Below are 19,810 nucleotides of genomic sequence, written 5' to 3'. Positions count from 1 at the left end.
GGCCCGGCCGTAGCATGATGCGGATCATCACCCCCACCACCTCGAACAATGGGAGCAAGACATGGGCCTGGGCGTGCGCTGGACCCTGCACGGCGACGGGCGCACGCCCGCACCCGGGGCCGTCGTCCGACCGGATGAACGGCTCTCCTGGCCGCGCACGGCGGGCCTGGGCGCCCAGCACGTGGTCGCCATGTTCGGCGCATCGTTCGTTGCGCCCGTTCTGATGGGTCTCGACCCGAACCTCGCCATCATGATGTCGGGCGTCGCCACGATCCTCTTCCTGCTGGCGACGCGCGGCCGGGTGCCCAGCTACCTGGGCTGCAGCCTGTCCTTCGTCGGCGTGGCGGCCATCATCCGGGCCCAGGGCGGCGGCACCGCCGCCGTCACCGGGGCGATCTTCGTGGTCGGCGGGGCACTGCTGCTCAGCGGCCTGGTGGTGCACCGCTTCGGCGCGCGGATCATCCACGCGGCGATGCCGCCGGTGGTCACCGGCGCCGTGGTGATGCTGATCGGATTCAACCTCGCCCCGGTCACGGCGCGCACGTACTGGCCGCAGGACCAGTGGACGGCGCTGCTGACCATGCTGGTCACCGGGCTGGCGGTGGTGTGCCTGCGCGGCTTCTGGTCGCGCATCGCCATCTTCCTGGGTCTGCTCTTCGGCTACGCGCTCTCGTGGGCGCTCGACCGCATCTTCGGAAGGATCCACTCGGTCAACGGCGGCACGGAGGCCGTCGACCACTGGCGCCTGGACCTGTCGGGCGTGGGCAAGGCGGACTGGATCGGCCTGCCCTCCCTGCACGCGCCGAGCTTCGGCTGGTCCGCGGCGCTGGTGGCCCTGCCGGTGGTCATCGCCCTGATCGCGGAGAACGCCGGGCACGTCAAGGCGGTCGGCGAGATGACCGGGGACCGGCTGGACGACCAGCTGGGCGTGGCCATCGCCGCGGACGGCGCCGCCACCATGCTCTCCACGGCGGTCGGCGGCCCGGCCAACACCACGTACTCGGAGAACATCGGCGTCATGGCCGCCACCCGCGTCTACTCCACCGCCGCCTACTGGGCCGCGGCCCTGTTCGCGCTGCTCTTCGGCGTCTGCCCCAAGTTCGGCGCCGTCGTCGCGGCCGTGCCGGGCGGCGTGCTCGGCGGGATCACCGTCATCCTGTACGGCATGATCGGCCTGCTGGGCGCGCAGATCTGGGTGCACAACAAGGTCGACCTGCGCAACCCGCTGAACCTGGTGCCGGTCGCGGCGGGCATCATCATCGGCATCGGCGGGGTGAGCCTGAAGTTCTCCAGCTCCTTCGAGCTGAGCGGCATCGCGCTCGGCACGATCGTGGTGCTCTCCGGCTACCACGTGCTGCGTGCCCTGGCCCCGGCCCACATGAAGCAGCAGGAGCCGCTGCTGGACGAGGGCACGAGCAGCTACGACCCGGTCGAGGAGGAGCGGGGGACGGTCACCCCTTCTGATTAATTCGGGGACCCATTCGCCTACGCTCCGTGTTCAGCTGTCACTCTGTGCTTATGACGATCATGCGGGCACAGCCGGCACCGCCGACCGGTATCGACGGGGTGCTGGAGCGCATGCGCGGGCTCCGGGCCGCGCTGCCGCCGCGGGACGGCGTGGCCGTGTTCAACCGGGTGTACCTGTCGGTCACCGAGGAGGTCGGCCGCCGGGCCGCAGCCGGGGAGTTCGGCGACGGGCGGGCGGCGGCCGAGCTGGACGTCCGCTTCGCCAAGCGCTATCTGCACGCCGTCGACCAGGCGTCCCTCGGCCGGCGGCAGCCCGCCTGCTGGCAGCCGCTGTTCCAGCTGCGTGGCCACCCGGCCGTGCAGCCCCTGCAGTTCGCCCTCGCGGGGATCAACGCCCACATCGGGCACGACCTGGCCCTGGCCCTGCTGGAGACCTGCCGGGTGCTGGACACCGAGCCGCGGGCCCTGCAACCGGACTTCCGCCGCATCGGCGCGATGCTGGTGGCGATGGAGGAGCGGATCCGCGAGGAGCTGATGCCCGGCCCCGACCTGCTGGACGTCGCCGATCCGCTCACCCACCTGGTCGGCTCCTGGACGCTGGAGGCCGCGCGCGGCGCGGCGTGGGCGTCCTTCCGCACGCTGTGGGCGGTGCGCCACCTGCCGGACGTGGTGGAGGAGTTCACCGACCGGGTGGACGCCAGCGTGGGCATGGTGGGCAGATGCCTGCTCACCCCCCTGGGATGAGCAGGCACCCACCGGCTTCTCAGTCCTCCGGCAGCTCGACCGGGGCGATCTCGTCGTAGACGTCACCGGGGCCGGGGTTGGTCGGGTCGGTGGCGCCGCCGAGCTGGTGCATCACGCCCCACACCGCGTTGAGCGCCGTCTGCACCGCGCCCTCGGCCCAGCCGGCCGTCCAGGAGATGTCGTCGCCCGCGAGGAAGATGCCCCGCTTGTCCTCCGGCAGCCGGTCCTGCATGAAGTGGGTGTACAGGCGCCGCTGGTAGCGGTAGTGGCCGGGCAGGTTGGCCTTGAACGCGCCCATGAAGTAGGGCTCGTTCTCCCAGGAGACCGTCACCGGGTTGCCGATGATGTGCTTGCGGATGTCGACCTTCGGGTATATCTCGCCGAGCGACTTGAGCATGACCTCCAGGCGCTCGTTCGCCGACAGCGGCAGCCACTTGAGGCTGTCGTCGCACCAGGTGTACGACAGGCAGATCACGGCGGGCTTGTCGGGGCCGTTGTCCAGCAGGTAGGTGCCGCGGGTCATGCGGTCGGTGAGCGTCATCGACATGACGTCCCGGCCGGTCTCCTCGTCCTTGTCCAGCCAGAACGGCCGGTCCACGGGCACGAAGAGCTTGGACGACTCCATGTAGTGGGTGCGCTCGATCGCCGTCCAGTGGTCGATCGGGAAGAGCGAGTCGTCGCACTCGATCTTCGACAGCAGCATCCAGGACTGGGCGGTGAAGATCGCCGCCCGGTAGGTGCGGATGTCGCCGGCCGCGTCGGTGACCGTGATGCGGTTGCCGGCGGTGCGGTGCAGCCGGGTCACGGCCGGGCGCGGCGCGCCGCCGTGCAGGGAGGACAGCGAGGTGCCCTGCGCCCAGTGGACGATCTTCTCGGGCTCGCGCTCCCACAGGCGCAGCGGCAGCTGCTGGCTGCCGCCGACGATGCCGCGGTGGTGGTCGTCGGCCTCGGTGTAGACGACGCGCAGGATCTCCAGGATGGAGTTGGGGAAGTCGGTGTCCCAACCGCCGGTGCCGAAGCCGACCTGGCCGAAGATCTCGCGGTGCCGGAAGGACTTGAAGGCCTCCGACTCGCACAGGAAGCCGTAGAAGGTCTGGTTGTCGAGCTTCTCGACCAGCTTGGCCCAGATCTCGCGGATGCGCGGCACGTCGCGCTCGCGCATGGCCCGGTTCATGTCGGAGAAGTCGGCACCCTCCTCCAGGCAGGCGTTCCACGCGGTGGCCACGTCGCGGTAGACCTGCGGCAGGTCGTCGATGGTCTCCGCGTAGTGCGACTCGCCCTTGAGGTCGACGACGGTCGAGGGGGTGTCGGGCGCGAGCGGGTTGGGGAACGGCTTGGTCTGCAGGTCCACCAGGTCGATGTAGTGCTGGAAGGCGGTGGAGGACGGCGGGAAGCGCATCGCGCCCATCTCGGCCGTCAGCTCGTCGTCGCACCCCTCGAAACCGACGGTCCGCAGCCGTCCGCCGATCTGGTCCGCCTCGTAGACGACGGGCTTGAGGCCCATCTTCATCAGCTCGTAGGCGGCCACGATGCCGGACAGTCCACCGCCGATGATGGCGACCTCGGTGCCGTGCTCGGTGGCCGGCACCTGGCCCAGGCCCGCCGGGTGGGCGAGGAAGTCGTCGTACGCGAACGGGAAGTCCGGGCCGAACATGGTGATCGGCGGCAGGGCGGGCTGGGCCTGCTCGTGCTCGTCGTGGGCGGCGGGGGGCACCGTGGACGTCATCGGCTGGACTCTCCTACTGGCAGGGGGTGTCGAGGGGGCGGCGGGGGGACGACCCCGGGTTCAGGTGAGCGAGGTGTACAGGCCGGGGCGGCGGTCGCTCAGGTAGGTGTTCTCGGCGCGGGACGCGGCGAGCAGCCGCGGGTCCACATCGGCGAGGATCAGGTCCTCGCCCGCGCCGGCCCGCGCCCGTACGGTCCCGTCGGGCGAGGCGAGGCAGGACAGCCCCGCGAAGGTGAACTCACCCTCGTCGCCGCAACGGTTGACGTAGGCGATGTAGAGCTGGCTCTCCCAGGCCCGGGCCGGGACGATCGTCTGCGGGACGATCTCGTAGGGCCGCATCAGGGCGGTGGGCACGAGCAGCAGCTCGGTGCCGGCCAGCGCATGGGCCCGTACGGTCTCGGGGAACTCCACGTCGTAGCAGATCAGCAGGCCGAGGCGGACGCCGTCGAGGTCGGCCTGGACGACGAGGTCCTCGCCGGGGGTGAAGCAGGTCGTCTCGTACTCGCCGAACAGGTGCGTCTTGCGGTACGTGGCGAGCGGGGCCCCGTCGGGGCCCACGAGGCCCAGGGTGTTGAAGACCGCCTCGCCGTCGCGCTCGGGGTAGCCGTAGCCGATGGCGATGCCGTGCTCGGCCGCGATGCGGGCCACGGCCCGGGCGGACGGCCCGTCGGCGGGCTCGGCCAGGTCGCGGACGGCGGAGCCGAGGGCGTACCCGGTCAGGAACAGCTCGTTCGTCAGCAGCAGCCGGGCGCCGGCGGCAGCGGCCCGCCGGGCGGCGGCGGACAGGGCGTCGAGGCTGTCGGCAAGGGCGGAGGGAACGCCGCTGGGGCCTTGGTACAGCGCGATGCGCAGCGGCGTCATGCGGTCCTCTCCGGGGCGGATGGGCGAATTGAGAAGACGGTACGGTCCGGTAACCGGCCGGTACAAGGCATCGACGTTGCGCGCAGCCGCGCGATTCGTTGCGTGTTTTTCCACCCCGGCGGCGATTCGTTGCGCGCGGTCTTCCGCCTTTCCCGCCCTTCTCCACGGCGCCCCGCAAGGGGCGCGGGGAACTGCGCGACCAGCCACGATGCGCCCGCAGACGAAGTGCCGCGCCTAGCCGTGTCCGGCGGATCTTCGTCACGCGCCACCACGGCGCCCCGTAAGGGGCGCGGGGAACTGCGCGATCAGCCGGCGACGGCCCGCAGCTGACACGCCACCCCCGGGGGTCGACTGCGGGCACGTCGTGGCTTGTCGCGCAGTTCCCCGCGCCCCTTACGGGGCACCGCATGATCCGCCGGACACGCCCTGCACGCGCCCCTACGGGGCGCTGCGCACTGCGCGCACCCATGCCTCCATGCCGGCCAGGAAGCCGGCCCGCTCCTGGGCGCCGAGCTCGTCCAGCACGCGCAGCAGCGGTTCCATGCGCCGGCCGAGGAACGTCTCGACCGCCCCGCGGTACTCCTCGGCGAGGGTGACCAGGACCCGGCGCCGGTTCGCCGGGTCCTCCGCGCGCCGCACGATGCCCGCCCGGCTCAGTGCCCCCACGAGTTCGCTCGCGGTGGGCAGCGAGACCTTCAGCCGGCCGGCGATCTCGCCGACCGTCAGCGGCACTCCGGCCAACAGATGGGGCAGCACGGCCCCGTGCCGGGCGGTCAGGCCGCCCGACTCCATGGCCTCCAGCAGCATCGGGGGCATCTGGTCGTGCACCACGGACTTCCGGAAGAAGGGCTCCAACTGCGGTACGAGGGCGATGACTTCGAGCTCGGCGGGGCTCGGCGTCCGGGGCGCTTCCCCCGTGTCGTTGCGGTGCGGCATACTGCGAGTCTAGATGGTTCGGAAATCCAAACAGTTCGGCTCTCCGAAAGGTGCATCCCCATGCCGTCGATCAGCTACACCGATGCGGTCAACGAGGCCCTGGAACGCTTGGACGATCTCGGGTACGAGCGGGGCCAGGGCGCCGACCTGGCCAATCACGGCCCCATGGGCGCCGAGGCGGTCGCCGTGCTCGGCCACGGCGACGAGGTGGGCCGCTGGGTCGAGCGCTACCGCCGTGCCGTGGAGCACCACGAGCCGCCCGCCGCCCGTTTCGCCCTGGACCCGGCCGACGAGGCGTCCTGGCGCCCGGCCCTGGGCGCCTTCGAGCGGGCCGGCGACTGGGAGCGCCTGTTCGTGCGCGAGCTGGCCGAGGCCCCCTGGCGCGAGGTGCTGGTGCGCTGGTGGCCGCGCCTGCTGCCCGGCCTGTTCGCCGGCCTGACCCACGGCCTGATCCGCACGGCGCACGCGGTGCGCGGCCTGTACGCGGCCGGCGAGCCCACCCGGCTGCAGCTGGACGAGCTGGCGCGGGGGCTGGCGTACTGGGCCGCGCGCTACACCGAGCTGCCGGGCCGGCCACGGCTGGGCGGCACGCACGACGTGCCGTCGGCCGTCGCCGCCCTCCCCCGCACACCGGAGCACGGCACCCCGGGGCCCGACATGTTCCGGCGGCGCTTCGCCTCGCTCGGCGACCTCGACGGCTACAGCGAGGCGCTCGTCCGGCTCGCCCCGCAGCAGGCGCCGCGGCTGCTGAGCGAGATGACGGTGCAGTTCGCCGACGTCTACCTCGGGCACCCGGAGGTCTTCCCCGTACCGCTGGTCCACGGCGTCACCGCGCCCGCCGCCGCCCGCCTGGTGCTGCCGCACCTGCCGCACGAGCTGTACGAGCCCACGCTGGCCGCCCTGTGGCAGGTCCAGGTCGGCTTCCTGCTGTGCATGACGACCGACCGGCGCGGCGAGGGCACCGACGCCTGGCGCGCCGAGGCGGCGGACCTGCCGCCGATCGACGAGCTGGGCGCCCGGGCCGTGGAGCACGGCGACGAGCACGTCGTGAAGTTCACCGAGGCGTGCCTGCGGGAGTACGCACTGCGGCCCGACCCGCGCTACCCGGCCGCCGCGTACGCCGCCCAGCAGCGCATCAAGCGGCTGGACGACGGCGGCGGCGTCTCGCGCTTCGTCCGGTGAGGACCGTCCCGTCAGGGGCGCGGGGCGGCGTTCGATCTACGGGCGCGTCGTGGCTTGTCGCGCAGTTCCCCGCGCCCTACGGGGCGCAGCGCGATGCGCGCCGGACGTGCCCTAGGACGGCGCGCCGGAGCTGAAGCGGCGCAGCAGGGGCGAGAGCACCAGCACCGACTTGGTGCGCTCCACGAACGGCTCCCCCGCGATCCGCTCCAGCACCCGCTCGAAGTGCCGCATGTCGGAGGCGAAGATCTGGACGAGGGCGTCGGCCTCACCGGTGACGGTGGAGGCCGAGGCCACCTCCGGGTAGCGCGACAGGCCCCGGTGGATGGCGTCGGGCGAGGTGTTGCGGCGGCAGTACAGCTCGATGAAGCCCTCCGTCTCCCAGCCCAGGGCGGCGGGGTCGACGCGGACGGTGAAGCCGGTGATGGCGCCCTCGGCGCGCAGCCTGTCCACGCGCCTCTTGACGGCGGGTGCCGACAGGCCGATCTCCGCGCCGATGTCGGCGTAGGAGCGCCTGGCGTCCTCGGCCAGGGCATGCACGATGCGTTCGTCGAGCTCGTTCAATCGCACGGCGGGTGGATCACTTTTCTCCGGGTAACCTCTGCTGCTACGAGCAGTAGATCACGTACCCGGCCGGGTGCCCGACCCGACAGCGGCCGACCGGCCTTCAGCTGCCGAGCGCACTGACCATGGCCGAGGGCCCGGGAAACTCGTCGGGCAGGGCGTCCATCAGCACTTCGTCGACGTACTGCCCCAGCCAGTGGCCCGATTTGCGAAAGCGGCCGGTCGGCCGGAATCCGGCCTTCTCGAAGGCCGTGATCGCGGCCCGGTTGGGCTCCAGCACCCGCAGCCAGACCGCGCGCAGCGCGCCCAGGTGGAAGGCCCAGTCCAGGGTGAGGCGGGTGGCCTCCTCGGCGAAGCGCTTGCCGCGGTAGGAGGGGGCCAGCAGGATCGTGAACTCCGCCCGGTGCTCCCGGGCGTCCACCCGCAGCGCGGTCAGCCCGACCGGCTGCTTGTCCTTCAGCCGCACGATCTCGAAGCGCACGTGGTCGCGGTCGTCCAGCTCGCGGTCCCACTCCTCCGCCCGGGCCTCCCAGGTGCGGGGGAAGCGGGCGCCCCGGCCGAGGACGGTGCCGGGGTCGGTCTCCCATCTGTGGTACTCGGTGAGCATCTCGTCCCGGGGCATGCCCAGGGCCAGGCGGTCGCCGGTCAGCAGGAGCTGGCTGGTGCTCATCGGATCCCCTCCCGATACGCGTGCTGCCGGGCCCGTACGGCGGACCCGGCAGCTGGCGATCATAGGGGTGACCCGGCGGAGATCACTTCGCCGCGTCGGCGGCCCCGGCGCCCTTTTCGGGGCGCTTCTCCGCCTTGTTCCCGGTCTTCCCGGTCGTCGGCTTCGCGGCCGTTCGCGAGGACTTCTGCGCGGTCTTCTGCGCGGTCTTCTGTGCGGTCTTCTGTGCCGACTTCTGCGCGGTCCCGCGCGTGCCCTTGCGGGCGGTCGACCCGGTCGACCGGGCGGCCGGCTTCCGGGCGGCGGCCTTCTTGGCAGCGGGCTTCTTGGCCGCGCCGGCCTTCGAGGCGGCCTTCGCCCCTGCGTTGTCGCCGGCCTTCGAGGCGGCCTCGGAGGCGACCTTGACCTGCTCCTTCTCGCCGGCCTTCGCCTGCTCCTTCGCGTCGGCCGTCTCCTCGGCCTTGCCCTCCGCCTCGGCGGCGGCCTTGACCAGGCGGGAGTTGCGCATGCCGTAGGCGAAGTAGATGACCAGGCCGACGGCCATCCAGCCGAGGAAGACCTCCCACGTCACGACGTCCAGGCTGAACATCATGTAGACGCACATCGCGAAGCCGATCGCCGGGAAGACCGGCGCCAGCGGCAGCGTCAGGCCGAACAGCTTCACACGCCTACCCGAAAGCGGTACCTGGAAGCTGCGCTTCATCCCGGGGCGGGTGAAGCGGAGCACGATGACGGCGATGTTGACCAGGCCGAAGGCGAAGAGCGTGCCGATGCTGGTCGCGTCCGCCAGCTGGCCGAGCGGGACCACTGCGGCGAGGATGCCGCAGAAGGCGGAGACGATCACGGTGTTGGACACCGGCACGCCGTTGCGGCTGACCTTGGCGAACGTCCGCGGCACCAGGCCGTCGCGGGACATCGCGAACAGGATGCGGGTCTGGCCGTAGAGGACGGTCAGCACCACGCTCGCGATGGCGATGACGGCGCCGGCGGCGAGGAAGACGGCCCAGTAGCCGTGGCCGGTGACGTCCTTCATGATGCCGGCGAGCGCGGCCTCGGAGTCCTTGAACTGGTTCCACGGCATGGCGCCGACCGCGATGGCCGCCACCAGCACGTACAGCGCGGTGACGATCAGCAGCGAGAGCATGATGGCCTTGGGCAGGTCCCGCTTGGGGTCCTTGGCCTCCTCGCCCGCCGTGGAGGCGGCGTCGAAGCCGATGTAGCTGAAGAACAGCGTGGCGCCGGCGGCGCTCACACCGCCCAGGCCGAGCGGCATGAAGGGGCTGTAGTTGCCGGCCTTGATGCCGGTGAAGGCCACGGCGCAGAACAGCAGCAGGGCCGCGATCTTCACGCCGACCATGATGGTGTTGGCGCGGGCGCTCTCCTTGGCGCCGCCGAGCAGGAACGCCATGCACAGCAGCACGACGAGCAGGGCGGGCAGGTTGAAGACGCCGCCGTCGACACCGGGCGGGTTGGCCATCCACGCGGGGATGGTGACGCCGATGGTGCCTTCGAGGAGCTCGTTGAGGTACTGGCCCCAGCCGACGGCGACGGCCGCGACGGAGACGCCGTACTCGAGGATCAGGCACCAGCCGCAGACCCAGGCGATGACCTCGCCGAGGGTGGCGTAGGCGTAGGAGTACGAGGAGCCGGAGACCGGGATGGTGCCGGCGAGCTCGGCGTAGGACAGGGCCGAGAACAGCGCGGTCAGGCCCGCCAGGACGAACGAGATCACGACGGCCGGGCCGGCGTCGGGAACGGCGTTGCCGAGGACGACGAAGATGCCCGTGCCCAGCGTGGCGCCGATGCTGATCATCGTCAGCTGCCACATGCCGAGCGAGCGGCGCAGGGTGCCGCCTTCGCCCTGGCCGCCCTCGGCGACCAGGCGCTCGACGGGCTTGCGCCGCATCATGCGGGCACCGAAGCCGGCGGTCGGCAGCGGGGTGCGCTGCTTCTCACCGGTGGCGGGGGGCGCTGTGCCTTGGTCCAACACTGGGTCGCTCCGTTCAGGACTGCCGGTCGGGGGGTACCGGTCGGTCGTCGGGCGGCGGCCGCGGCGGTGCCCCACGGGCGCGCCGGCATGGCAGAGCAAACCCGTTTGGAGGGGGTACCGCCGAGCAAGCGGTATCCGCCACTCCACGTTCTGCGCAGACCCTACGAGGTGAGGGTCCGCGCTCGTAATGCACCATTATTGCGTATGCGCGTTCGATCATTGCGTGCGCTGCGCAAGAGCGGATGATCGTTGCACGTCGGGTAATGAATCGGTACACGGGGCGGAAAAGGGCACGTCGGCCGGGGTGCGGCCGAAGGTGGCGAAGACGGCCGGAAATCGACCTACCGGCGAGCCCGGAGCGCCTGTGCGCGGGCATGCGAAAGGGGCGCGCCCCGGCGAACCGGGACGCGCCCCTCGGCGCTGGTGGCGGATTACTGCCAGCTGGCGTGCAGCGGCTTGCCCTCGGCGTAGCCGGCGGCGCTCTGGACACCGACGACGGCCCGCTCGGCGAACTCCTCCAGGGAGGCGGCACCGGCGTAGGTGCAGGAGGAGCGGACGCCCGCGATGATCGAGTCGATCAGGTCCTCGACGCCCGGGCGGGTCGGGTCGAGGAACATGCGGGAGGTGGAGATGCCCTCCTCGAACAGGCCCTTGCGCGCCCGGTCGTACGCGGACTCCTCGGACGTGCGGTTGCGCACGGCGCGGGCGGAGGCCATGCCGAAGCTCTCCTTGTACAGCCGGCCGTCGGCGGACTGCTGCAGGTCGCCCGGGGACTCGTAGGTGCCGGCGAACCAGGAGCCGATCATGACGTTGGAGGCACCGGCGGCGAGCGCCATGGCGACGTCGCGCGGGTGACGGACGCCACCGTCGGCCCAGACGTGCTTGCCGTACTTCTTCGCCTCGGCGGCGCACTCGAGCACCGCGGAGAACTGCGGGCGGCCCACGCCGGTCATCATGCGGGTGGTGCACATGGCGCCCGGGCCCACACCGACCTTGATGATGTCCGCGCCGGCCTCGATGAGGTCGCGCACGCCCTCGGCGGCGACGATGTTGCCGGCGACGATCGGGACCTGCGGGTCCAGGGCCCGGACGGCCTTGATCGCCGCGATCATCGTCTCCTGGTGACCGTGGGCGGTGTCCACGACGATGGTGTCCGCACCGGCGTCCAGCAGCGCCTTGGCCTTGCCGGCCACGTCGCCGTTGATGCCCACGGCCGCGGCGATGCGCAGCTTGCCGTCCTTGTCGGTGGCGGGGGTGTACAGCGTGGCGCGCAGGGCGCCCTTGCGGGTGAGGATGCCGGCCAGCTTGCCGTCCTTGTCGACCGCGGGCGCGAGCTTGCGGTGGGCGGCGTCGAGCTGGTTGAAGGCCTCGCGCGGGTCGATGTCGGCGTCCAGGAGCAGCAGCTCCTTGGACATGACCTCGGACAGCTGGGTGAAGCGGTCCACACCGGTCAGGTCGTGCTCGGTGACGACACCGACGGGACGGTGGTCGGCGTCGACGACCACACCGGCGCCGTGGGCGCGCTTGGGCAGCAGCGACAGCGCGTCGGCGACCGTCTGGGTGGGGGCGAGGACGATGGGGGTGTCCAGAACCAGGTGACGGTTCTTGACCCAGGAGATGACCTCGGTGACGACCTCGATCGGGATGTCCTGCGGGATGACCACGAGGCCACCGCGGCGGGCGACGGTCTCGGCCATGCGGCGGCCGGCGATGGCGGTCATGTTGGCGACCACGAGCGGAATGGTGGTGCCCGTGCCGTCCGGGGCGGTCAGATCGACGGCCTGACGGGAACCGACGGCGGAACGGCTCGGCACCATGAACACGTCGTCGTACGTGAGGTCGTAGGCCGGCTTCTGGTCGTTGAGGAATCGCATACTGGCTCTCTCACCTGCGGTTTTACGTACAGAGCGGGTGGGGAGTCAGCACCGAACCAGACCCGGATCGGGCTGAGGTTCCTGGACCCATCATCCATGATTTCGCCCGTTCGTGGCGCCCCCGGGTCACATTCTGTGACTTCGGCCAGCGGGTTCCGGGGGTCTTTTGTGGCTTCCGCCAAGCAACCGGCTCGTCCGATTGCACGGGGGCCGGCGTACGGATACGGGCGAGCGCCCGCCCCGAGTGGGGCGGGCGCGGCAAAGAGGTCGATCAGCCCTGGTCGGGGTCGGCCCGGTCGAGGGCCGGGCGGGGGCCCGGGCCGGTCTCGTGCAGCAGGTAGTCGGCCGCGGCGGTGTCCGTGACCAGGCTCGTCACCAGGCCCGAGCGCAGCACGGCGCCGATCGCCGCCGCCTTGCGCTGGCCGCCGGCGATCGCCACGACCTCGGGGATCCGGCGCAGCCGGTCGGCCTCGACGGTGATGCAGCGCTCGCCCAGGTCCCGGCCGATGCGCCGGCCCTCGGCGTCGAACAGGTGCGCCGACATCTCGGCGGCGGCCCCCAGCGAGGCGTAGTGGGCGCGCTCGGCGTCGGTGAGCATGTCGTAGACCGTGGAGATGCCGGGCTCCCAGGAGCCGATGGACACGGCCGCGACGGTGACCTTGTCGAAGTACTCGAAGGCCCGGGCGATGCCCGTCTGGCCGCGCAGTGCGGCCGCGGTGGCCGTGTCCGGCAGCAGCATCGGCGCGTAGATCGGGTGGGCCTCGCCGCCGGAGACCTGGGCGGCCCGGCGCACGGCCTCCACCGAACCGCGCTCGGCCGTGCCGGCGTCGTACACGCCCGTGAGCTGGACCACGGTGCACGGCGGCAGCCGGTGCAGGGCGGCGGCCATGTGGATGGTGGACCGGCCCCAGGCGAGGCCGAGCACGTCGCCTTCGTGGACCAGCTCGCCGAGCAGGCCGGCTGCCACCTCGCCGAGGTTCTCGGGGTCGGGCGCGTCGTCGGCCGCGTCGGCCGGGGACTCCACGACGACCGCGTGCCGCAGCCCGTAGCGGGCGCGCAGCGCGTCGGAGCGCTCCGCGTCCAGCTCGGCCGGCACCCGGATCTCGATCCGCACGAGGTCGCGCTCCAGTGCCGTCTCCAGCACCCGCGCCACCTTGAAGCGGCTCACGCCGAACTCCTCGGCGATCTGGATCTTCGACTTGCCCTCGAGGTAGAAGCGGCGGGCCATCGCCGCCGCCTGCACCAGCTCGGCGGGCCCCATAGGCGTGGTCGAACGGCCCGTCGACACCGCGATCTCCTCACTACTGTGGTCGAGCTTGTCTACTGCTGCTGCGTGTTGCTGTGGAGCTCAAAGGACTCGGCCTCATCCTGTCAGATTCGGCGGTCCTTGATCAGACCTTGACCTTAGCCCTCAGCAATTCGGGCGAGCGGCGCGGGGCGCGTTAGTGGGCACAGGCCCAGGGCGTCCGCGCCATGGTCTCCTCCGCCTGTGCGCGCAGCGAGCGTACGGCTGCCGCCGGGTCGTCCGTACCGTAGACGGCGGAGCCGGCCACGAACACGTCCGCGCCGGCCTCGGCGCAGCGCTCGATCGTTGCGGCCGAGACGCCGCCGTCGACCTGCAGCCACAGCTGCAGGTTGTGCCGCGAGATCAGCTCCCGGGTGCGGCGGATCTTGGGCAGCATGATGTCCAGGAACGCCTGGCCGCCGAAGCCCGGCTCCACGGTCATGATCAGCAGCATGTCCAGCTCGGGGAGCAGGTCCTCGAACGGCTCGATGGGAGTGGCGGGCTTCAGCGCCATCGACGCCCGCGCCCCCTTGGCCCGGATCTCCCGCGCCAGCCGCACCGGCGCCGCGGCGGCCTCGGCGTGGAAGGTCACCGACCCGGCACCGGCCTCCGCGTACTGCGGGGCCCAGCGGTCGGGATCCTCGATCATCAGGTGGCAGTCCAGCGGGATGTCCGTGGCCTTCCGCAGCGACTCCACGACGGGGACGCCGAGGGTGAGGTTGGGGACGAAGTGGTTGTCCATCACGTCGACGTGAAGCCAGTCGGCGCCCTCGACGGCCCGCGCCTCATCGGCGAGCCGGGCGAAGTCCGCGGACAGAATGCTGGGATTGATCTGCGCTGCCATGCCTTTAGCCTGCCATGCCGACGTTGCGGGGCGCGGTGGGCCCCCGATGTCCTCAATTGCCGGACGGGCCGGAATCGGCCCGTCCGGCAATTGAGGACCGGGGTCCGGGGCGGAGCCCCGGGATACGTGGCCTCAGCCCGTGCGGCGCAGCAGCGCCAGGTACATCGCGTCCGTGCCGTGCAGGTGCGGCCACAGCTGGACGTCGGGGCCCTCGCCCAGGGCCGGAACGCCCTGCATCAGCGGCCGCGCGTCGATCCACTCCGCCGCCGGCGCCTCCCCGCCGCGGCCGCGCAGCACGTCGTCGACGACGGCCCGCGTCTCGGCCAGGTGCGGCGAGCACGTCGCGTAGCCCACGACGCCACCGACGCGCACGGCCCGCAGGGCCTCGCGGAGCAGGCCGCGCTGCAGGGGCGCGAAACCGGCGAGGTCCTCGGGGCGGCGGCGCCAGCGGGCCTCGGGGCGGCGGCGCAGGGCGCCGAGGCCCGAGCAGGGCACGTCGACGAGCACGCGGTCGAAGGAGCCCTCGCGCCACGGCGGCCGCGTGCCGTCCGCGGCGATGACCTCGTACGGGCCCGGGTTGCCGGCCAGGGCGCGCGCCACCAGCCGGGCGCGGTGCGGCTGCTTCTCGGAGGCGAGCAGGGCGGCGCCGCGCTGGGCGGCCAGGGCGCCCAGGAGGGCGGCCTTGCCGCCCGGTCCGGCGCAGCCGTCGAGCCAGCGCGCGTCGGGCCCCTCCAGAGGCGCCTCGGCCAGGGCGAGGGCGACGAGCTGGCTGCCTTCGTCCTGGACGCCGGCGCGGCCCTCGCGGACGGCTTCCAGGGCCCCCGGCTCGCCGCCCTCGGCGAGCCGTACGGCGTGCGGCGACCAGCGGCCGGGCAGGGCGGAGTCGGCGCCGAGGGCGGTGAGGAGTTCGTCGGTGGTGGCTCGTCCGGGGCGGGCGACCAGGGTGACCTCGGGGCGCTCGTTGTCCGCCTCCAGGAGGTCCTCGATGCCGGCCCGGCTGCCGCCGAGGGCGTCCCACAGGGCGGAGACGACCCAGCGGGGGTGGGAGTGGACGACGGCGAGGTGCTCCTCGGGGTCGTCCTCGTACGGCGGGGCGACCCGCTCCAGCCAGCCGTCGAGGTCGTGCGCGGCGATGCGGCGCAGCACGGCGTTGACGAACTTCGCCCGGCCGTCGCCGAGGACGACCCGGGCCAGCTCGACGGTGGCGGAGACGGCGGCGTGGCTGGGGATGCGGGTGCCGAGCAGCTGATGGGTGCCGAGGCCGAGGACGTCCAGCACCGGCGGGTCGACCTCGCGCAGGGGCCGGTCGACGCAGGCGGCGATGATCGCGTCGTAGGTGCCCTGGCGGCGCAGGGTGCCGTAGACCAGCTCGGTGGCCAGGGCCGCGTCGCGGGCCTGGAAGCCGTCCTTCTCCCGGGCCTTGCGCAGCAGCGGCGGCAGCACGAGGTTGGCGTAGGCGTCCCGCTCGTCGACGGCCCGCAGCGCCTCGAAGGCGAGTATCCGGACGGGGTCCTTCTGGGGCCTGCGGTAGGGCTTGGCGGGGCGGCCGGGCTTCCGGCGGGACGCCTGATCGTTCACGAAAGGTGCTCCGGAGCTGGGGTGATGATGACGACCAGCCTACGCCGGTCCGTCCTGGCCGAGCCGTTCGCCCGCGGCGATGCGCACCCCGCGCGCCCAGTCGGCGGCCTGCATGGGCTTCTTGCCCTGCGGCTGGACCCACTGCAGCCGGACGGCGTGGGAGCCGGTGCCGACGTGGACGGAGTTCTTGGTGGTGGCGATCTCGCCGGGGGCGAGGTCGGTGCGGGCGGGGTCCGGGGTCAGGGACATGATCTTCAGGCGTTCGCCGCGGAAGGTCGTCCAGGCGCCGGGGGCGGGGGCGCAGCCGCGTACGACGCGGTCGGCGCGCAGGGCGGGGGCGGACCAGTCGATGCGCGCGTCCTCGACGGAGATCTTCGGGGCCAGGGAGACGCCCTCGGCGGGCTGGGGCACGGCCTGGAGGGTGCCGTCCTCGATGCCGTCCATGGTGGCCGCGAGCAGCCCGGCGCCGGCGAAGGCGAGGCGGGTCAGCAGGTCGCCGCTGGTGTCGGTGGGGCGGACCTTCTCGGTGAGCACGCCGTAGACGGGCCCGGAGTCCAGGCCCTCCTCGATGAGGAAGGTCGAGGCACCGGTCATCTCGTCGCCCGCGAGGATCGAGTGCTGGACGGGGGCGGCGCCGCGCCAGGCCGGCAGCAGGGAGAAGTGCAGGTTCACCCAGCCGTGGGCGGGGATGTCGAGGGCGGCCTTGGGCAGCAGGGCGCCGTAGGCGACGACGGGGCAGCAGTCGGGTGCGATCTCGCGCAGCCGGGCGAGGAAGTCCTCGTCCCGGGGGCGGGCGGGCTTGAGCACCTCGATGCCCGCCTCCTGCGCGCGCTCGGCGACCGGGCTGGCGACGAGCCGGCGGCCGCGCCCGGCCGGTGCGTCGGGCCGGGTGACGACGGCGACGACCTCGTGCCGGTCGGAGGCGATCAGGGCGTCCAGGGCGGGGACGGCGACCTCGGGGGTCCCGGCGAAGACGAGCCTCATGGTCGGCTGACCACCTCTCTGCATACGGGCGAAACGGCGCCTCAGTCTAGAGGCGAGGGCGCCCCGGGGGGCGTGCGGGATGGCGCGCGCCTCATTCCGGCGGTTGCACGCCCCCATACCGTGACCCAGCGGCTGCTGGCGCGTTGGGTCAAGAGAGATTGACCGAAACGGGCCGCAACGGCGGCCCGCTTCCGTTCCGTTGCTCGTCGAGCGGCCGTCAGTCCTCACCCCGTATTGACGTCACTTCAACCGCCGGTCCGAGAGGCTTGTTCATGCCCGACCACGCAACCCACGACGCCCAGGCACGGGCCAGCCTGCATCTCCTGGTCCGGGACATCGAGAGGGTCCGTCGCCAGGTGGACGCCCTGCGTACCCTCACCGCCCAGCTGGGCAACGTCTACCGGCCGCGCCGCACCGGCCCCTCCGCGGGCTTCGTCGTCTACGGCCGTGCCCCCGCCCCCACCGTGCGCCTCGCGCAGGAGCTGCGCGACAGCGTCGAGACACTGGTGACCGCGGCGGTCGACTTCGACCGCTCGCTGGGCTTCTCCTGGGACGCGGTGGGCTCCGCACTGGGCGTCACCAAGCAGGCGGTCCACCGGCGTTACGGCGCGCGCCGGGCGGGTGCGCAGGGCGCGACCGAGACGCCGGAGCCGGTGCGCACCGCGGAGCCGGCCGCCGTCCCGGTCGTCCCGGCCGCCCGTACGGTGCCGGGCCAGGCCGTCCACCGCGAGGAGCAGCGCGCCACGGCCTTCCCGGGCCCCCGCAACGGCTGACGGCCCCGGCCGGGGCACCCCCGGGACCGGGCTCCGTCCGCTGGCCGGCACCGGGGCGCCCCGTAGGGGCGCGGGGAACTGCGCGATCAGCCACGATGCGCCCGCAGCCGAACGCGCCACGCCGCGGCAGCCGCAGATCGGCACGTGCCCGTGCCTCTGACGGGGCACCCGTCAGCCGATGTCCGGCGGGTCCACCCGCAAGCGCACCGGCTCCCCCTCCCGCCGCGCCAGCCGTATCGCCTGCGCCGCCTTGAGCGCCGCCGCCAGCGCCGCCCCCTGCCCCGGCCGTACGCGCAGCAGGGCCCGCTCCCAGTGCTCGCCCGGCGGCGGCCCGCCCTGCCGGCGCGGCCGCCCCGGCAGGGTGGGCGGCACCGGCACCGGGCCGAGGACCTCCGTGCCCGGGGGCAGTTCGGCCATGCCGATCAGGTCCGCCACGGCCTCCGGCGGCCCGGAGACGGCCGCCATCCGGGAGACGGGCGGGAAGCCCAGCTCCGCCCGGTCGGCGAGCTCGCGCACCGCGTGCCCGGCCGGATCCCACCGCACGAGCGCCTGCACCGGCCGCAGGGTCGGCTCGGCCACGACGACGACCGTGCCGCCGGCCTCGCGCCCGCGCACGAGCGCGGCGGCGTCCAGCCAGCGGCGCAGTGCCTCCTCCCCCGCCCGCAGGTCGGGGCGGCCGAGGAGGGCCCAGCCGTCGAGGAGCAGGGCCGCGGCGTAGCCGCCGTCGGCGACGGGCTCGGCACCCGGGGTGCAGACGACGAGCGCGGGCCGGTCGGGCACGGTGTCGAGCACGTGGTCGCGCCCGGAGGTGCGCACGGGCACCGACGGGAAGGCCCGGCCCAGCTCCTCGGCCGTACGCCCCGCGCCGACGACGCTGGCGCGCAGCCGGGCGCCGCCGCACTCGGCACAGTGCCAGTTACGCGCCTCCTGCCCGCACCAGCCGCAGTGCAGCAGGCCGCCGTCGGCGCCTCGGGCCTCCAGCGGGCCGGCGCAGTGGGCGCACCGGGCGGGCTCGCGGCAGCGCTCGCAGGCCAGGCGCGGCACGTAGCCGCGCCGGGGCACCTGGACGAGCACGGGGCCTCGGGTGAGCCCTTCGCGGGCGACCTCCCAGGCGACGGAGGGCAGGCGGGCAGTGCGGGCGGCCGCGTCCCGCGCCTCGTCGCTCTCGCCGACGGTCCGCACGCGCGGCGCCACCATCCGTACCGTCTCGCGCTCGGCGGCCAGCGGACGGGCCCAGCCGGTGTCGACCAGCTGGGCGGCCTCGACGGTGCAGCCGAAGCCGCCGAGCAGGAAGCCGGCCTTCTCATGGGCGGCCCGCAGCAGCAGGACCTCCCGGGCGTGCGGCTGGGGGGCGTGGGGCTCGCTGTGGCTGGAGTCGCCGTCGTCCCAGACGGCCGCGAGGCCGAGGTCGCGCACGGGGGCGAACATCGCGGCCCGGGTGCCGACCACGACCCGCACCGAGCCCCGGTTGACCGCCAGCCAGCGGCGGTAGCGCTCCTCCGGCCCGGTGTCGGCGGTCAGCAGCACATGCCGGCCGGTGCCGAGCAGCTCGGTGAGCGCGGCGTCGACCCGGGCGGCGACCCGGCCGTCCGGCACGACCAGCAGGGCGCCGCGCCCGGAGGCGAGCGTGGCGGCGGCGGCCCGGGCCAGCTCGTCGGGCCAGTGCGGCCCGGGCAGGGCCGTCCACACCGCGCGCGGGCGGTCGCCGCGGGCGAGGGCCTGCAGGAACGCCGGCCCCGTCGGGTATCGCGCCCAGCTGCCGGCGGCCGGCGCCGCGGGCGGCGCCAGGGGTGCCGGCGAGGGCTCGGCCTCGATGCGGGCGTGCCGGGGCGGCACGGCGAGCTGCAGCACGTCGGCGAGGGAGCCGGCGTACCGGTCGGCGACCGCGCGGCACAGCGCCAGCAGCGCGGGCGAGAGCACCGGCTCGGGCGAGAGCACCTGGGCGAGGGCGGCCAGCGGCCCGCTGTAGTCGGATACCGCGACGCGCTCGACGATGAACCCGTCGAGCAGCCCGCCGCCCTCCCGCCGCCCGCCGCGCACATTGCGCGTACCGGCGCCGAAGCGCACCCGCACCCGCACCCCGGGCCGGGCCTCGGCGTCCAGCTCGGCGGGCACGGCGTAGTCCCACAGCCGGTCGAGGTGCACGGGCCCCTTGTCGACCAGCACCCGCGCCACGGGCAGCTCCGCCGCCAGCTCGGCCCCCCGCCACGTGCGCGGCCTGGCCCGCGGGGCCTTGGCCTTGCGCACGCTCTCCCGGATGAAGGCGAGCTGCTCCGCCACGGGGGCCTCCCCGCTCTCCCCCGCGCCCTCCGGTCGCCCGTTCTTGCTGCTCACGGTT

Annotated in this window: 16 protein-coding genes; 4 read left to right on the top strand and 12 right to left on the bottom strand. The window is 73.4% G+C overall.

Features of this window, described 5'->3' with window-relative positions; genetic code table 11:
• Positions 1–61 precede the first annotated feature (61 nt).
• Positions 62–1,468, top strand: coding sequence for a solute carrier family 23 protein (locus AB0K17_RS25270; RefSeq protein ID WP_365968618.1), 1,407 nt, complete (start codon positions 62–64; stop codon positions 1,466–1,468).
• A gap of 50 nt (positions 1,469–1,518) precedes the next feature.
• Positions 1,519–2,211 carry a DUF5995 family protein gene (locus tag AB0K17_RS25265; RefSeq protein ID WP_365968617.1) on the top strand — a complete coding sequence of 231 codons (693 nt, stop codon included), beginning with the start codon at positions 1,519–1,521 and terminating at the stop codon, positions 2,209–2,211.
• A gap of 19 nt (positions 2,212–2,230) precedes the next feature.
• Here the strand turns inward: AB0K17_RS25265 and AB0K17_RS25260 are convergent, their stop codons facing one another.
• The 3 genes from AB0K17_RS25260 to AB0K17_RS25250 form a co-directional block, all read right to left on the bottom strand.
• Positions 2,231–3,937 (bottom strand): NAD(P)/FAD-dependent oxidoreductase, encoded by a 1,707-nt coding sequence (locus AB0K17_RS25260; protein WP_365968616.1) that lies wholly within the window; start codon positions 3,935–3,937, stop codon positions 2,231–2,233.
• Positions 3,938–3,997: 60 nt separating this feature from the next.
• On the bottom strand, positions 3,998–4,798 hold the full coding sequence (locus AB0K17_RS25255; protein WP_365968615.1) for a carbon-nitrogen hydrolase family protein: 801 nt from the start codon (positions 4,796–4,798) through the stop codon (positions 3,998–4,000).
• A gap of 438 nt (positions 4,799–5,236) precedes the next feature.
• Positions 5,237–5,734 (bottom strand): MarR family transcriptional regulator, encoded by a 498-nt coding sequence (locus AB0K17_RS25250; RefSeq protein WP_365984327.1) that lies wholly within the window; start codon positions 5,732–5,734, stop codon positions 5,237–5,239.
• Between the two features lie 60 nt (positions 5,735–5,794).
• Here AB0K17_RS25250 and AB0K17_RS25245 point away from each other — a divergent pair, with 60 nt between their 5' ends.
• Complete coding sequence (locus AB0K17_RS25245) at positions 5,795–6,916, top strand: hypothetical protein (RefSeq protein WP_365984326.1); 1,122 nt, start codon at positions 5,795–5,797, stop codon at positions 6,914–6,916.
• 111 nt (positions 6,917–7,027) lie between these two features.
• Here the strand turns inward: AB0K17_RS25245 and AB0K17_RS25240 are convergent, their stop codons facing one another.
• The 8 genes from AB0K17_RS25240 to fmt all read right to left on the bottom strand — a co-directional run bounded on the left by AB0K17_RS25240 (position 7,028) and on the right by fmt (position 16,699).
• Complete coding sequence (locus AB0K17_RS25240; RefSeq protein ID WP_344434085.1) at positions 7,028–7,483, bottom strand: Lrp/AsnC family transcriptional regulator; 456 nt, start codon at positions 7,481–7,483, stop codon at positions 7,028–7,030.
• A gap of 97 nt (positions 7,484–7,580) precedes the next feature.
• On the bottom strand, positions 7,581–8,147 hold the full coding sequence (locus tag AB0K17_RS25235) for a GNAT family protein (RefSeq protein ID WP_365968612.1): 567 nt from the start codon (positions 8,145–8,147) through the stop codon (positions 7,581–7,583).
• A gap of 82 nt (positions 8,148–8,229) precedes the next feature.
• On the bottom strand, positions 8,230–10,134 hold the full coding sequence (locus AB0K17_RS25230) for an amino acid permease (protein ID WP_365968611.1): 1,905 nt from the start codon (positions 10,132–10,134) through the stop codon (positions 8,230–8,232).
• A 431-nt stretch (positions 10,135–10,565) separates the two neighbouring features.
• Entirely contained in the window at positions 10,566–12,008 is a 1,443-nt protein-coding gene (locus AB0K17_RS25225) for a GuaB1 family IMP dehydrogenase-related protein (RefSeq protein ID WP_365968610.1), read from the bottom strand.
• 271 nt (positions 12,009–12,279) lie between these two features.
• Positions 12,280–13,269 (bottom strand): sugar-binding domain-containing protein, encoded by a 990-nt coding sequence (locus tag AB0K17_RS25220; protein WP_344434282.1) that lies wholly within the window; start codon positions 13,267–13,269, stop codon positions 12,280–12,282.
• Positions 13,270–13,450: 181 nt separating this feature from the next.
• A complete protein-coding gene (gene rpe, locus AB0K17_RS25215) occupies positions 13,451–14,137 on the bottom strand; it encodes a ribulose-phosphate 3-epimerase (protein ID WP_365984325.1) in 687 nt (228 codons plus the stop codon).
• Positions 14,138–14,269: 132 nt separating this feature from the next.
• The gene (locus tag AB0K17_RS25210) at positions 14,270–15,715 is read right to left on the bottom strand and encodes a transcription antitermination factor NusB (RefSeq protein ID WP_365968609.1); all 1,446 of its coding nucleotides are present in this window, start codon (positions 15,713–15,715) and stop codon (positions 14,270–14,272) included.
• Between the two features lie 39 nt (positions 15,716–15,754).
• Entirely contained in the window at positions 15,755–16,699 is a 945-nt protein-coding gene (fmt, locus tag AB0K17_RS25205; RefSeq protein WP_365984324.1) for a methionyl-tRNA formyltransferase, read from the bottom strand.
• Between the two features lie 272 nt (positions 16,700–16,971).
• Between fmt and AB0K17_RS25200 the strand changes: the two genes are divergently transcribed.
• On the top strand, positions 16,972–17,472 hold the full coding sequence (locus tag AB0K17_RS25200) for a hypothetical protein (protein ID WP_365968607.1): 501 nt from the start codon (positions 16,972–16,974) through the stop codon (positions 17,470–17,472).
• Positions 17,473–17,643: 171 nt separating this feature from the next.
• On the opposite strand, the gene AB0K17_RS25195 is transcribed toward AB0K17_RS25200, so the two are convergent.
• The gene (locus tag AB0K17_RS25195) at positions 17,644–19,806 is read right to left on the bottom strand and encodes a primosomal protein N' (RefSeq protein ID WP_365984323.1); all 2,163 of its coding nucleotides are present in this window, start codon (positions 19,804–19,806) and stop codon (positions 17,644–17,646) included.
• Positions 19,807–19,810: the final 4 nt, after the last annotated feature.

The sequence above is a fragment of the Streptomyces sp. NPDC049585 genome, assembly GCF_040675615.1.
GTDB classification, from domain to species: domain Bacteria; phylum Actinomycetota; class Actinomycetes; order Streptomycetales; family Streptomycetaceae; genus Streptomyces; species Streptomyces luteosporeus.
Note: the sequence above shows the minus strand (reverse complement) of the source record. Positions and strands in the feature narration are given on the sequence as shown.